At 44.8% G+C, this 16,265-nt stretch carries 11 protein-coding genes; all 11 read left to right on the forward strand.

Features of this window, described 5'->3' with window-relative positions; translation table 11 throughout:
* Positions 1-2 precede the first annotated feature (2 nt).
* The 11 genes from H9W84_RS03090 to nadA all read left to right on the forward strand — a co-directional run bounded on the left by H9W84_RS03090 (position 3) and on the right by nadA (position 16,257).
* Positions 3-761: a type IV pilus inner membrane component PilO gene (locus tag H9W84_RS03090; protein WP_007116388.1), complete on the forward strand. Its 759-nt coding sequence runs from the start codon at positions 3-5 to the stop codon at positions 759-761.
* Positions 751-1,284, forward strand: coding sequence for a pilus assembly protein PilP (locus tag H9W84_RS03095; RefSeq protein ID WP_239741602.1), 534 nt, complete (start codon positions 751-753; stop codon positions 1,282-1,284). Before H9W84_RS03090 ends, H9W84_RS03095 begins: the two co-directional genes overlap by 11 nt.
* Positions 1,285-1,301: 17 nt before the next feature.
* A complete protein-coding gene (locus tag H9W84_RS03100) occupies positions 1,302-3,632 on the forward strand; it encodes a type IV pilus secretin PilQ (RefSeq protein ID WP_239741603.1) in 2,331 nt (776 codons plus the stop codon).
* A gap of 107 nt (positions 3,633-3,739) precedes the next feature.
* The gene (locus tag H9W84_RS03105; RefSeq protein ID WP_062334134.1) at positions 3,740-4,276 is read left to right on the forward strand and encodes a shikimate kinase; all 537 of its coding nucleotides are present in this window, start codon (positions 3,740-3,742) and stop codon (positions 4,274-4,276) included.
* A 68-nt stretch (positions 4,277-4,344) separates the two neighbouring features.
* Complete coding sequence (gene aroB, locus H9W84_RS03110; protein ID WP_239741604.1) at positions 4,345-5,442, forward strand: 3-dehydroquinate synthase; 1,098 nt, start codon at positions 4,345-4,347, stop codon at positions 5,440-5,442.
* A 69-nt stretch (positions 5,443-5,511) separates the two neighbouring features.
* Positions 5,512-6,495, forward strand: coding sequence for a hypothetical protein (locus H9W84_RS03115; RefSeq protein WP_239741605.1), 984 nt, complete (start codon positions 5,512-5,514; stop codon positions 6,493-6,495).
* A 222-nt stretch (positions 6,496-6,717) separates the two neighbouring features.
* A complete protein-coding gene (gene gltB, locus H9W84_RS03120; protein ID WP_239741606.1) occupies positions 6,718-11,187 on the forward strand; it encodes a glutamate synthase large subunit in 4,470 nt (1,489 codons plus the stop codon).
* Between the two features lie 150 nt (positions 11,188-11,337).
* A complete protein-coding gene (locus H9W84_RS03125) occupies positions 11,338-12,759 on the forward strand; it encodes an FAD-dependent oxidoreductase (protein ID WP_201664564.1) in 1,422 nt (473 codons plus the stop codon).
* A gap of 149 nt (positions 12,760-12,908) precedes the next feature.
* The gene (locus H9W84_RS03130; protein WP_239741607.1) at positions 12,909-13,457 is read left to right on the forward strand and encodes a tyrosine-protein phosphatase; all 549 of its coding nucleotides are present in this window, start codon (positions 12,909-12,911) and stop codon (positions 13,455-13,457) included.
* Between the two features lie 33 nt (positions 13,458-13,490).
* Complete coding sequence (locus tag H9W84_RS03135) at positions 13,491-14,933, forward strand: lipopolysaccharide biosynthesis protein (protein WP_179286577.1); 1,443 nt, start codon at positions 13,491-13,493, stop codon at positions 14,931-14,933.
* Between the two features lie 187 nt (positions 14,934-15,120).
* Entirely contained in the window at positions 15,121-16,257 is a 1,137-nt protein-coding gene (gene nadA, locus H9W84_RS03140) for a quinolinate synthase NadA (protein ID WP_239741608.1), read from the forward strand.
* Positions 16,258-16,265: the final 8 nt, after the last annotated feature.

The following is a 16,265-nucleotide window of genomic DNA, read 5'->3' on the forward strand; positions in this document are numbered from 1 at the left end:
CGGTGAAATTAACCAATCCGCTAAAAAGACCGAAACTCGTCAAAAAACCCGTTCACATTACCGCAAAAAAATCGTTTGATGTTAAAGCCTTTACCGAAAGCTTTAAATCCCTAGACCAAAATAATTATGGTAGCTGGCCTGTGCCTGTTAAGGTTACCGTATTGCTATTTATGGTTGCTGTTATCGCCTTTTTAACTTGGTTTTTGCCGATTAGTACCAAACGTGATGAGATTGCCGCTGCCGAAGCCGAGCAGCAAACCTTGTTAGATGAATATCGCCAAAAAGAATCCAAAGCACGTCATTTAAAAGAATATCAGGCGCAAGTATCAAAAATGCAGTCTGATTTTAAAGAACTGCTCAATCAATTACCCAAAGACACCCGTATTTCTGACTTGGTGGATGGCATTAATATGGTTGGTGTGGGCAGTAATATTAAATTTCAGGATATCAAAGTTGAACCTGAAGTGTCCCAAGAGTTCTTTATTGAGCAGCCAATTCGTATTGCCGCTTTAGGAGATTATCACCAATTTGGCTCATTCATTAGTGGGCTTGCTAAACTACCTCGGATTATTACCCTGCATGACTTTGAGGTCACCAACCCTAGTCCTAGCCTAGACAAGCTACCAGAAACCAATCTTGTTTTGAACGTTAAAACTTATCGTTCAAAAGAGTTAACTGAAGAAGAATTAAAGAAGGCACAAAAAGATAATCAAAAAAATTCGGCGGGACCTGACAATAAGGAAGCGAATAATGGCAATTAATAAAAAACCGCTCTCTATTTGCTTAGCCCTATTAGCCCTGTTATCTGGCTGTACCGACCGTGTCGGTTTGGCAGAGCAAAAAATGCAGGACATCCGTAACCAGCCTGCGCAACCGGTAAAGCCACCGCCGACACCCGAAGTGGTACAGGAGTTTAATTATAGCGCTTCACAGCTGCGTAGCCCATTTATGCCGCCAAGTTTAATGCTGCAAGCCAATCAAGTACAGCAAATGAAAGGGGTGAGACCGGATGTGTCCCGACTCAAAGAGCCACTTGAACAATTTGAGTTGAATGAGCTTACCTATAAAGGTACGATGGTGTCATCATCTGGCGAGGTGTATGGTCTTGTGCAACGCCCAGATGGGGGGATCGCCAGTGTCAAAGTGGGTAATTATATGGGTAAAAATGAGGGGCGTATTGCAGAGATTACGCCAACCCAAATTAACTTAATTGAAATCATACCAGACAGTCGTGTCGGCTATGTCGAAAAACCAAACTCAATTGTTGCCGCAGTTAGTCAATAAAACAAAGGGATAATTCAATGAATTTTAATGCCTATCCATTTCGAACTTCAACGTCTAAGCTTGCGGTAGCGATGAGTGCGATGTTAGTATCTAGCAGTGTGTTTGCAGCTGATACCATTAGAAATATCTCGGTTACCACGCCGAGCGCTGTGCTAACAGAACTCAATATCGACTTCGCTAACAGTGCTGTGACGCCGACGGCTTATGAACTTGCCTCACCCACACGATTGGTGTTGGATTTCCCCAATGTGAATAATCAAATTGCATCACGGATGCAAACTTATAACCAAGGCTATGTCAAAAATATCACCACGCTGACCAATGACAGTATGACACGTATGATTATTGAGTTGTCAAATCAAGCGACCTTTAGTACACGTGTGATTAATAATCGCCTGGTAGTATCAATGCAGCCGAAAACCACAGCAGCTACCAATCCAGCTATCGTTACACCTGTGGTGACTACAGCGGCCGTTGTGAGTCAGCCCGCGGTGGTAACGCCTGCTGCCGTAGTGACTGAAGCTGCGCCTGTGATTGCTACACCGCCACCTGTGGTCGTGCAAACGCCGCCACCTGTTGCCGTCGTGACCCAAACACCAAAAGTCGCCCCACCCGCCAATACCATGGTAGTCAAAGTCAATCCTTTATTAAATCCTGCTGCCGCCGTTGTTCAACAATACAACTATGATGGCCTAGCGGCGATTAATTTTAATGGCACCTCGAACGGCGGCGGTAATGTTAGCATTAATTTGGTGAATGACAGCATCCCTGTGGATGTACAGCGCATGGGTGATGAGTTAGTCATTCGTCTGACAGGCGCTACCATTCCCAGTCGCCTGCAAAAACAAATGACCGTAGGTAACGGCTTGGTGCGTGATGTTATCGCAACCAACCAAGGACGCAATGGCGTGATTCGTATTACCATGACAGGCGATTATGACTATAGAGCCTTTCAAACAGGTAATCAGCTAAATATCAATATCGATCCCCCCAAACGTCTGCGCGAGCCGACCCTTGAGGAGCGTACCTATAGCGGGGCGCCTTTATCACTAGAGTTTCAAGATGTCAGCGTGCGTACGATTTTAGAAGTGTTGGCACAACATACCAATACCAATATTGTTGCCAGTGACAGCGTCAGTGGTAATATTACCTTGCGTCTGATTAACGTGCCTTGGGATCAAGCCCTAGATATTATCCTAAAAAGTAAAAATTTGGATAAACGGGTTAATGGTAATGTAATTTGGGTGGCACCCGCGGCAGAACTTGCCAAACAAGAAGCCGATGAGTTAAAAGCGCAACAAGAGAAAAAAGTATTAGACCCACTGCGTACCGAATATATCCGACTTAACTACGCGAAAGCAGAAAATGTACGAACATTGATTGAAGCAGGCAGAGCAACATCCGATCGTTCGAGCAGCAATACCTCACTGTTAACAGACAGAGGTACAGTTACAATCGATGCCAGAACCAATACCTTGATTGTTAAAGATACCGCTGAAACCATCAGCAACATCCGTGATTTGATTAGTAAAATCGATATCGCTGTCAAACAAGTGATGATTGAAGCCCGTATTGTGAGTGCGACAGACACCTTTAGTAAAGAACTTGGGGTAAAATGGGGCATTTTATCACAAGGCGCGGCAAGTAATCGTAACCTGCTGGTGGGCGGTAATTTAAGTACCATTGATAGCCTTAAGACTTATACCACAGCTACAAATCCCGATGGTACCACTTATCCAGTCTATAGCGGTATCACTGCCGCTAATAACCTCAGTGTCAATTTGGGGGCAACCAACGCCGCAGGCTCGATTGCTTTTGGCTTGTTGAGCATTTCAGATTTACTATTAGATTTAGAGTTGTCAGCCATGCAAGCGGATAACAAAGGTGAAGTCATCTCCAGTCCAAAAGTGCTAACCGCCGACAAACAAACCGCCAGAATCATGTCAGGCACGCAAATCCCTTATCAAGAAGCCTCTGCCAGTGGGGCGACCTCAACGAGCTTTGTCGAAGCGGCATTGAGTCTTGAAGTAACCCCTAATATCACCCCTGAAGGTCGTATTGGCATGGATTTGAGTATTGAAAATGGTTCACCAACTATCGTCAATGGTGCGACAGCGGTTTCTAAAGATTCGATTAAAACCAACGTGGTCGTCGATGATGGTCAAACGGTTGTGCTCGGTGGCGTGTTTAAAAATACCTTAGGTAACGATGTGACTAAAATCCCTTTCTTAGGCGATTTACCTTATGTTGATCGCTTCTTTAAACGCACCTCAAAAACCAACAACAAGCAAGAATTATTGATTTTTGTGACCCCAAAATTGGTGAATGACACGGGCCGTGTTAATTAATTTACTCCCTAATAGAGCTGTTGTATAACAAAATAGTCTTATAGCACATTGCCACAAATCACAGTATAATGTTTTCAATATATTATAGAGTGATTTGTGGTTTTTTTATGGAGTGTAATCAACCTAAGCCGTTAATTATTTTGATTGGTCCGATGGGTGCGGGTAAGACCACAATTGGTAAACTGTTGGCGCAGCAACTTGGATTTACGTTTTATGACAGTGATCAGGAAATAGAACGCGTCTCGGGCGCGAGTATTAGCTGGATTTTTGAAAAAGAGGGTGAAGTAGGATTTCGTCAACGCGAAACACGTGTACTTGATAAACTAACCCAGCTGGATCATGTCGTACTAGCCACAGGCGGTGGGGCAGTAACGATCGCTGAAAATCACCATTTTTTAAAACGTGGTATAATCATCTATCTGCGGGCAGAAGTTGACATTCAATATGAACGCACTTGTCGTGACCGTAACCGTCCGTTATTACAAATAGACAATCCTAAGCAAAAGCTAACCGAGCTTTTTTGTAAACGTGACCCAATTTATCAGCAGCTTGCCGACATCACCATTGTTACCGGTCACAGTTCCCCAAAAAAAATGGTGCATGACATTTTGCTGCAATTGCAAGACGCCAATATAACTGTCTAAACGTAGCACTGTAGATATCACAAGCTAATTGATGAAAACCTGCTAGATGCCAAAAAGATAACATTGATATGAGTACTGCCATGCGCCGTGAGTTAATTGTCCATACACGTTCACACGACTATCCCATTTTTATTGGGGAAAATCTCATCGAAACCTTTGATTTTGCTGACTATATTAGCGGCAAACAAGTATTGGTTGTCACCAATGAGACAGTTGCACCCTTATATCTTGATAAACTCGTCGCACGTCTGCCTGCCGATAAACTCATTAAGACTTGTATTTTACCTGATGGTGAGCAGTATAAAACCCAGCAAAGCATTGATAGTATCTATGATCAGTTGATGGAAAATCACTTTAACCGTGACTGTACGCTGATAGCCCTTGGTGGTGGCGTTATTGGTGATATGGTGGGTTTTGCGGCAGCAAGTTTTATGCGCGGTGTGAATTTTATCCAAATTCCCACAACTTTGTTATCGCAAGTGGATTCTAGCGTGGGCGGCAAAACAGGCATCAATCATCGCTTGGGCAAAAATATGATTGGCGCGTTTTGGCAGCCGCGTCTTGTTTTGGCAGATATGACCACGTTAAAGACCTTGCCACCGCGTGAACTATCAGCAGGGTTAGCGGAAGTCATTAAATACGCATTAATCGGCGATGTGGCGTTTTTGGCCTGGCTTGAAACCCATATGACGTCGTTACGCACGCTCGATTTGAATTTGTTAGCCCAAGCTGTACTGATTTCTTGCCAGCATAAAGCGGATATTGTGGCGCTAGATGAGTTTGAAGCCAATACGCGTGCGCTGCTTAATTTTGGTCATACCTTTGGTCATGTGATTGAAACGCATGAAGGTTATGGCAATTGGCTGCACGGTGAAGCAGTCGCGGTAGGCATGATTCAAGCGATGCAGTTATCACAAAAACAAGGGTGGCTTAGCGCGGATGATGTTGACAGAGCCAGCTCTTTAATCGCTCGTGCTGATTTACCCACCCATCCGCCAGCCATTGAGGTGGACACCGCACTGGATTTGATGGGTCATGATAAAAAAGTCAAATCCGGCAAAATTCGTCTAGTATTACTAGAAAAATTGGGACAAGCGGTATTGACGTCAGCGTATGATCCAGCGTTACTGACAGACGTGCTGGCTTTGACTGACAAACCTAATTGATATAAATTTTATAGATGGGTTAAAGCGTCATATCGGGCGTTAACCTTACCTCAGACAGAAGGTTGTTTTATGGTGCATTCTTTATCTACGCTGTATCGTTCATGGGCATTTAAAGTGACCACTTGGCTGATTTTAGCGGCGATTGCAGGCGGCTTGACGGTCATGGTGTGGATTGCTTCTGCAGTAAAGCCTGCCAAAAGTGCGGTGAAAGCGGCGAGTAATGCCAATCAAAATCAAGATCCCACCGCGCTACTATTGGCCAAAACACCTGAAGAGCTTAATACTGAAGTTAGACCCATCAAATTTGATGCGGTGATTCGTGATATGCGCAACTATCCCAAAGAATTTAAGGACAGTCGCTTTATCAAGGCCAATAACGGTAAATGGACAGTTCAAGTCATGAACGTGGTGGAGCACGAAGTGGTCACCGATTACCTAAATAGCCGTGACGATCGTGACAAATTTAATTATTTTCGTATCGTTGATGCGCATAACCAAAAACGCTTTGTTGTCACCTATGGCGTATTTGGCTCAGTACAAGAAGCGGTTGGCGCGGCTAAAGTAGTGAATTTTAATTTACCAAAAGAGGTTAAAGCATTTCCTGAAGAATTTAAAATGTATGCCCCACAAATGGATGAGTATGAAGTCGCGCCGCCCCTTCGTGATGTCGGTAAGACAGCCGCGCGAGAAGTCAAACTAACCTCCACACCAAAATTATTGCCCGCGCCAAAAGCCAAAGTTGAACGGCAACCACAAGCTGCGACCCCTAGAGCAGCAGAACCAAAACGCATGGCGCCAAAAACCAGCATTGAAAAGTCAACTAATCCTCAAGAGACTCTTTCTATCCAAGAAGGTAAAGTGATTGCTGAAAGCAACAGTAACGACTCAAATACTACTCGTTCAGAACCAAAAGTTATCAATAGCAAGAATGATAATGCTGATGTCAAACTTAAACAAACCCACAGTAAGCCGTCTGAAGAAAAGCCAAAATCCAAAGATGCCTCAAAGGATAGCATGGGCGAGTTAATCAAGCAGAAGTCCCAAGCTAACTAGTGAGGTTAGACGGGTTGGTTAGTTTTGGGATTCAAATAACAGTGGATTTTTTCACCCTTTTTCGTTAATATAACGAAGGGTATCATTTTGATTTCTTATGGTACATATAGATAACGAACATGACGGTTATCTATTCCAATCTTTTATGATTCAATAGCAAATATTGCACATATTTATAGTATGCCCATTTCTTTGCTACCAGCTTGTTAAGGGAACACGCTTATGTCTTTAAATCAGTATTCAGATCAGCATAATCTTTACCAACCCGATGTGTTCAAAGACAACTGTGGGTTTGGTTTGATTGCGCATACCCATGGTGAAGCTAGTCATGACTTAGTGCAAACAGCGATTCATAGTTTAAGCTGTATGACCCACCGCGGTGGCGTGGCAGCTGATGGTAAGACAGGCGATGGTTGTGGTTTATTGATTGCGACACCCAAGGTATTCTTTAAAAAAATCGCATCAGACAATGGCTTTACCCTAAACGAAATTTTTGCCGTCGGCACGGTATTTGTTAACCTCGACAAAGCATTAGCACAGCATAGCCAAGATACACTAAGCCAAGCGATTGAAGCACAAGGTTTGCTAGTCGCTGGCTGGCGTGATGTGCCGGTTGATTTAAGTATCGTCGGTGACATTGCCCGTGAATCACTCCCGGGTTTTAAACAAATTTTAGTCAATTGCCCAATCAATATGGACGAGGCAACCTTTAACCGTAAATTATTCGTTGCACGCCGCAAAGCAGAAATCGAACTGAAAGATGACCCATTATTTTATATGACGTCATTGACCTCACAAGTGGTTATCTATAAAGGCTTGGTTATGCCTGCCGATTTACCCGCGTTCTTCTTGGATTTGCAAGACGAACGTTTGGCGTCACACATTGTGGTATTTCACCAACGTTTCTCAACCAATACCCTGCCAAGATGGCCATTAGCCCAGCCTTTTCGCTATCTTGCCCACAATGGTGAATTAAACACGATTGACGGTAACCGTGACTGGGCAGTCGCTCGTACGCCAAAATTTGTCACCGATTTGATTCCAGAGCTGCAACAATTACAGCCACTAGTCAACCGTGTGGGCTCTGACTCATCAAGCTTAGACAATATGCTTGAAGTACTGGTGTCAGGGGGCATGGATTTATTCCGTGCGCTTTCTATCCTCGTGCCGCCAGCATGGCAAAATGTTGACACGATGGACATGGATTTACGCGCGTTTTATGAGTTTTACTCGCAGCATATGGAAGCGTGGGATGGTCCAGCCGGTCTAGTCATCCAAGATGGTCGCTATGCAGTTTGTATGCTTGACCGCAATGGTTTACGTCCATCACGTTGGGTGACTACCAAAAATGGCTATATCACCGTCGCTTCAGAAATCGGTACTTGGGATTATCAGCCTGAAGACGTGATTGCTAAAGGTCGCGTGGGACCGGGTCAAATGCTAGTGATTGACACTGAAACTGGTAACATCATGGACACCAAAGCAGTGGGTCGTCAGCTGAAAAAAGCCCACCCATATCGCCTATGGTTGCGGGAAAATGCGGTACGTCTACGGGATGATGAACAGCTAGAAGAAAAAGCTTATGAGCAACGTGAAACGGGCGAGAATCTACTAGCGCTGCAAAAAATGTTTCATATCACCAATGAAGAACGCACAGAAATCATCCGTCCTTCAGCCGAAAACGGTCAAGAAGCGGTTGGTTCAATGGGGGATGATACCCCGATGGCGGTACTGTCAAAACAAGTTCGTCACGTGGCTGATTTCTTCCGTCAACAATTTGCTCAGGTTACCAACCCACCAATCGATCCTCTGCGCGAAGCGATTGTCATGTCATTGGAAACTTGTTTGGGTAGCGAAAAGAATATTTTTGAACCCACGCCAGACCACGCCAACCGTATCGTGTTGTCATCGCCTGTGTTGTCATCGAGCAAAATGATGCAACTACGCAGCGTCACAAAACCAGGTTTTGAAATTGAAACCATTGATTTGAATTATGATGAATCAATGGCATTAGACGATGCCATCAAACACATCTGTGAGCAAGCTGCCCAAGCGGTACGCGCAGGTAAAGTATTGATTGTATTATCTGACCGCAATATCGAAAAAGGTAAGGTACCTGCCAATGCCATTATGGTGACGGGTGCGGTGCATCATCACTTGATTAATGTGGGTTTACGCGCAGATGCCAACTTAATCATCGAAACAGGTTTGGTACGTGATTCTCACCAATTAGCGGTCTTGTTAGGGTTTGGTGCTACCGCGGTTTATCCATACTTGGCTTACAATGTGATTGCAGACTTGGTCGATAAAGGCGACTTGCTTGGTGACCCGTTGTACGCCAAAAACAACTTCCGCAAAAGCTTGGATAAAGGCTTGTTAAAAATCCTTTCAAAAATGGGTATTTCGACCGTTTCTTCTTATCGCGGCGCGCAATTGTTTGAAGCTGTGGGTTTATCAGAAGAAGTGGTTGAGCTTTGCTTTACTGGGGTTGAAAGCCGTATCTCAGGTGCCACGTTTGACGATTTGGCGATTGACCAACAAATCTTGGCAAAAAATGCCTTTACCAAACGTGTACCGCTTGACCAAGGCGGCTTGTTAAAATTCGTCTTTAACAAAGAATACCACGCCTTCAACCCAGATGTGATTCAAGCACTACATAAAGCGGTACGCACGGGCGACTACGATAACTACAAAGAATATGCGTCGATTGTCAACAGCCGACCCGTAGCGACGTTACGTGATTTGCTGCAGTTAGATACCAGTAAATCCATCAGTGTTGATGATGTTGAGCCCATTGAACAAATCCTAAAACGCTTTGACTCAGCAGGTATGTCATTAGGCGCCTTGTCGCCAGAGGCACACGAGGCGATTGCAACCGCGATGAACACGATTGGCGGACGTTCAAACTCGGGTGAGGGCGGTGAAGATCCCACGCGTTATGGCACGATTCGTAATTCAAAAATCAAACAAGTCGCCTCAGGTCGTTTTGGGGTCACACCCGCTTACTTGCGTTCTGCAGAAGTCATGCAGATTAAAATCGCGCAGGGGGCAAAACCCGGTGAAGGCGGTCAGTTACCCGGTGGTAAAGTAAATAGCTTAATTGCGCGTTTGCGTTACTCAGTGCCAGGTGTGACCTTGATTTCACCGCCACCGCATCATGATATTTATTCGATTGAAGACTTGGCGCAGCTAATTTTTGACTTAAAACAAGTCAATCCAAACGCGCTTGTATCAGTCAAATTGGTGTCGCGCCCAGGTGTGGGTACCATTGCAACGGGTGTGGCAAAAGCGTATGCCGATTTGATTACCATTTCAGGGTATGATGGTGGTACCGCAGCGTCACCCTTGTCGTCAATTCACTACGCAGGTTCGCCTTGGGAACTAGGTTTATCTGAAGCGCACCAATCGCTTCGTGTCAACGGGTTACGTCATAAAGTACGCGTGCAAACGGATGGTGGTTTAAAAACGGGTTTAGACGTAGTTAAAGCGGCAATATTGGGGGCGGAAAGCTTTGGTTTTGGTACCACGCCAATGATTGCCGTGGGCTGTAAATACCTGCGTATCTGTCACTTAAACAACTGCCCAACGGGTGTGGCAACCCAAAAATCAGAACTGCGCGATGAACATTTCATCGGTGAAGCCGAAATGCTGATTAATTTCTTTAGATTTGTCGCACAAGAAACCCGTGAATGGTTGGCGGCATTGGGCGTGCGTTCAATGGAAGAGCTTGTGGGTCGCACCGACTTGCTATCAGTCATGTCAGGCACGACCAACAAGCAACAACACCTAAACTTAGCGCCGCTATTATTTACCCATAGCAAAGGCGATGGCAAACCACAAACTTGCCAAGTTGAGCGCAATGAGCCATTTGACAAAGGCTTACTCGCTGAACAAATGGTTATCGATATGATGGATACCATCAAATCAGCCAAAGGCGGTGACTTTAGCTATCGTATTGGCAACTGTGACCGTTCTATCGGTGCGCGTATCTCAGGGGAGATTGCTGCGCTGCATGGTAATAATGGTATGGCAAGCGCGCCAATCAACTTACACTTAACCGGCACTGCGGGTCAAAGTTTAGGTGTGTGGAATGCAGGCGGCTTAAACATTAAGCTTGAAGGGGATGCCAACGACTACGTGGGTAAAGGCATGGCAGGGGGTGAAATCGTGATTTACCCACCAAAAGGTTCGACGTTTGCCAGCCAGCAAACTGCTATCATCGGTAACACCTGTTTGTATGGTGCCACAAGCGGTCATCTGTATGCGGCAGGTACTGCAGGTGAACGTTTTGCGGTGCGTAATTCAGGTTGTTTTGCGGTGGTTGAAGGTACCGGCGACCACTGCTGTGAATACATGACAGGCGGTGTGGTGACAGTGTTGGGTAAAACAGGGCTAAACTTCGGTGCTGGTATGACAGGCGGTTTTGCTTACGTGCTTGACTTAGATGGCGATTTCTTTGACCGTTGTAACCATGAGCTTATCGATATGCATCGTATCTCAAGTGAGCAAACAGAAAATCACCGTATCAACTTGATGTCGATTATCAAAACACACGTGGCAAAAACAGGTAGCCAATGGGGTCAAACCATCCTTGACGACTTTGAGCATTATGTTCGTAAGTTCTATTTGGTCAAACCAAAAGCCGCGAACATTACTTCGCTACTAAAAACGACCATGGCAGACCCACAATAAGCGATTGTGTAGCATAATTTGATGATATTGGATTGCTAAAGGTAGCGCGTGACCAGCGCTCTACCTTTAACTTAAATTTTAAAAGTTCGCTGTCAAGCAGGTCGGTATACAGTGAATCGCTGGATACCACTCACTTAGGAGCATTGTGGCATGGCAAAACGATTACACAACGATTTTCAGTTTTTAGACGTCGCACGTGTCGACCCTTCAAAAAAAGACATTAATACCCGTACTCACGAGTTTGTTGAGATTTACTATCCCTTTGAGCAAGACAAGGTAACTGACCAAGCGCACCGCTGTCTTGAATGTGGTAACCCTTATTGTGAATGGAAATGTCCCGTTCACAACTACATTCCAAACTGGTTAAAACTGGCTACCGAAGGTCATATTTTCCAAGCGGCAGATTTATGCCACCAAACCAACACGTTGCCAGAAGTCTGTGGGCGAGTATGTCCTCAAGACCGTCTGTGTGAAGGGGCTTGTACTCTGAATGACGGCTTTGGGGCAGTCACCATTGGGAACGTGGAAAAATACATCACCGATACTGCGTTTGCGCTAGGCTGGCGTCCAGATATGAGCGGTGTGACTTGGACGGATAAAAAAGTTGCGGTGATTGGCGCAGGTCCTGCCGGTCTTGGCTGTGCTGACATATTGGTCCGTAATGGCGTCAAACCTGTGGTATTTGATAAACGCCCTGAAATTGGTGGACTACTGACCTTTGGTATTCCAGAATTTAAAATGGAAAAAAATGTCATGCGTCGCCGCCGCGAAGTCTTCGAGAGCATGGGCATTGAATTTCGTTTAAATACCGAGATCGGTAAAGATGTCACTATTGATGAGTTACTCTCTGAGTATGACGCGGTGTTTATGGGTATGGGTACCTATACCTATATGCGTGGCGGTTATGCCGGCGAAGAGTTATCCGGCGTGTATGATGCGCTTGATTTTTTAATCGCAAACGTCAACCGCTGCCAAGGTTGGGAAACGAACCCACAAGAGTACATCGACTTACAAGGCAAAAAAGTGGTCGTCCTTGGCGGTGGTGATACCGCGATGGACTGTAACCGTACCAGTATCCGCCAAGGTGCAACTTCTGTGACTTGTGCCTACCGCCGTGATGAAGAGAATATGCCAGGCTCACGCCGTGAAGTGCGTAACGCGCGTGAAGAAGGCGTGCAGTTTTTATTTAACCGTCAGCCGATTGAAATTATCGGTTTAAACGGTAAAGTAACCGGTGTTAAAGTAGTGACCACTAAACTTGGCGAACCTGACAACCGTGGTCGCCGCAGCCCAGAGCCTATTCCCAATTCAGAAGAAATCTTGCCAGCCGATGCGGTGATTATGGCATTTGGTTTCCGTACTAGCCCGGCTGAGTGGTTTACCACCCAAGGCATCGAAATGGATAATAGTGGACGGGTGATTGCGCCTGAATTACAAACCTATAAGTACCAAACTAAGAATCCAAAAATCTTCGCAGGTGGCGATATGGTTCGGGGTTCAGACTTGGTGGTAACCGCGATTTGGGAAGGTCGTGAGGCCGCTAAAGGTATCCTAGATTACCTAGATGTTTAAGCATAAACCTTTTCTAGCTAAGAATTGCTGTTAATTACGCCAAAAAAACCCAATATTGATTGGGTTTTTTTACAGGTAAATTTCGGTGCGTTTTTGTCCACTTTGGGCTATTATGTCGCATAAATTCATCATACTACTAGGTCAATGACATGCCATTTGCACAGCATTTTCGTCCCGCTACTTGGGCAAAATTACGGTGTCAACATGCCAATCTTTATCAAATCGATGAGCAGCTGTTTCGTAGTGAGCAGCTGACGCCCGATGATATCGGTATTATCCAGCAATACGGCATCAATACACTTATCAATTTACGATTTTTTGATCGCGATGATAACGAAGAAAATTTAGCCAATTTACCGCTGACCTTTATCAATCACCCATTGATGACTTGGGCAATCAAGCCGCAGCAACTTGCTGAAATTTTGTATGATATTTTGTGGCACCAAGCGCGTGGCGACAAGGTGCTCGTGCATTGTTATCATGGCTCAGATCGCACGGGTATTACTATTGCTATGTATCGCATTTTGGTACAAAACTGGACGATTGAACATGCCAAAATTGAAATGCAGGACGGTGGGTATGGCTTTCACTGGATTTGGATTAATATCAGCAATTTATTGACCGAGAAAAAAGTGGAAGAAGTGCAACATGCCTTATTAGCACTACAACGCCAAAAGCCTATTATTAGCCAACCTTAAAACCCATCAAGCGACATTAACTTTGGATAGCCTGTGAATATCAAACGACTGTTAGGTGAAACCATTATCTATGGTATCGGTGCGATTTTACCCCGTGTCATTACCTTTTTACTCAATCCGTTGTATATCAATTACATCGATAAAGAAGCCTTTGCTATTTTTATCAGCCTATATGCCTGGATTGCTTTTATCAATATTGTGCTCACTTTTGGTTTTGAAACATCTTATTTTCGCTTTTCAGGAGAGGATAAAACAGGCGCCGCCGAAAAAAATGTGTTTAGCACGGCGTTTTGGTTTATTGCCATGTTAGCAGGCGGTTTTTTGGTCATGGTGTTGCTGTTTAGCAATCCGCTATCAATTCTGATGGATTATGGCAATCATCCTGAATTTTTGCGTTGGTTTGCTTGGATTGCGTTTTTTGATGCGATTTGTACCATTCCGTTTGCTTGGCTACGTTATCACAACCAGCCTGTGAAGTATTCGGTGGTGCGGGTGGTGTCGATTTTGATACAGACGGTGGTGGTTATTGCGCTATTTCGCTTTGTGCCTATTGAGGCTGCCAAAAGTTTCGGCTTGACCGAGCAAGTGGCGTATCCGTTTTTTGCCAATTTAGTTGCCAGCCTCGCCACTTTTATGATGCTGTTTCCAATTATCAAAAAAGTACGCTTACATTTTGATAAAGCCTTGTTCAAACGTATGATTCGTTATTCTTATCCGGTTATGCTGGCAGGTTTGGCGTTTATGGTGAATGAAAACTTCGATAAAATCATTCAATATTATATGATTGATAAAGGCGATGCGGGGGCATACGGTGGCTGCTACAAATTGGCGGTGTTAATGACTTTGTTTGTGACCGCGTATCGGATGGGGATTGAGCCGTTTTTATTCAAACAAATGCACCACGCCAATGCCAAACATACTTATGCCATGATGACGGAGTACTTTGCTTTATTTGCATCGGTGGTGGCGCTTGGGATTATTGCCAATATTTCATGGCTCAAACGGTTATTTATCACCGATCCCAGTTATTGGACAGCGATTAATATCGTGCCGATTATCGTCATTGCGAACCTATGTTTTGGGATTTATTACAACCTATCAACTTGGTATAAGGTAACTGACCGTACTGGGATTGGCTCAGCCATCTCGTGGCTTGGGGCGGGACTGACTATTTTGCTCCATATGCTGTTTTTAAAACAATATGGCTTTATGGTGTCGGCGTGGGTGACGCTTTTTGTTTACTTCCTCATGATGATAGTATCGTACGCGCTTGGACAGCATTTTTATCCGATACCTTACCAAACCAAAAAAATCGTTTTCTTTTTGGGCACGCTGATGCTGTTTAGCGTGATAATCGTCAGTGCTTTTCAAATGAATTTTTGGTTATCCAATACCTTATTACTGGTCTATATTGGCTTAATCGGCTATAGCGAGCGCGCGTTGTTAAAACGTTTGGTAAAAGCAAAAGCGTCATGATTGAGCCTTAATAAGATTTTAATGGGTGTAAGTATTTAATTTAGCCAAATTACCCTTATATCATTTACTAGTCGCAATTGATTCACCTTGCGCAAAAAAGTTTGCTATAGTAACAGCAGGAGAATCAATGAATTGCTACTTACCTGTGATAGACATGGGTAAGTCATCTCATGAGAAGGAGTTTTTCATGCAACAATCAAGTACGCCACAAGCAACTACCCATCTAGCCAATCCTCTATTAGCGAATGATGAGCAACTGGTAGCAGTGTCTGCCAAAGACCTTGTCAAACAACATCTCGATAAACTCGGTATACCCCAAGATATTCAGATTGACGATGCCGAATTTGCAGAAAAAAAACAGCGCATTGCCGATTTGTTAAAACAGCATAATGCCACGTTAATTGCTCACTATTATACCGACCCAAAAATCCAAGCAATTGCCGAAGCCACAGGCGGTATCGTGTCGGATAGTTTAGAGATGGCGCGGTTTGGGCGTGATAGTGATGCTGATGTACTGATTGTTGCAGGCGTCAAATTCATGGGTGAGACCGCCAAAATCCTAAGCCCTGCAAAAACGGTATTAATGCCAACGCTAGAAGCCACTTGCTCACTAGATTTGGGTTGTCCGATTGAAGACTTTAACGCGTTTTGTGACCAGCATCCTGACCGTACTGTGGTGGTGTATGCCAACACCTCAGCAGCTGTTAAAGCGCGGGCAGATTGGGTGGTGACATCGAGTATCGCGGTTGAGCTCATTGACCATCTAGACAGCCAAGGTGAAAAAATCATTTGGGCACCTGACCAGCATTTGGGGCGTTATATCCAGCAAAAAGTGGGCGCAGATATGCTGCTGTGGGATGGCGCTTGTATCGTGCATGAAGAGTTCCGTAGCCGCAGCCTAAAAACCATGAAAGAGATGTACCCCGATGCCGCCGTATTGGTACACCCAGAATCACCGATTGAGATGACCCAAATGGCAGATGCCGTCGGTAGCACCAGTCAGCTGATTAAAGCGGCGCAAAACATGCCGCACAAGATGTTCATCGTCGCCACGGATCGCGGTATTTTTTATAAAATGCAGCAAGCGGCACCAGATAAGGTGTTTATCGAAGCGCCAACGCGTGGGGAAGGTGCAACCTGTCGTTCATGTGCGCACTGCCCGTGGATGGCGATGAATGATTTAGACCAAATCATCCATGCACTGGAGAAAGTAGGCACGCCTGATGCCGTACCGCACGAGATTTTTGTTGATGCGCAGCTAATCGAACAAGCTAAAAAACCCCTAGATCGAATGCTCGCGTTTGGCGCCACGCTCAAAAAATAGGCATCAAC

It is taken from the genome of Moraxella tetraodonis (assembly GCF_022359095.1).
Taxonomy (GTDB): domain Bacteria; phylum Pseudomonadota; class Gammaproteobacteria; order Pseudomonadales; family Moraxellaceae; genus Faucicola; species Faucicola tetraodonis.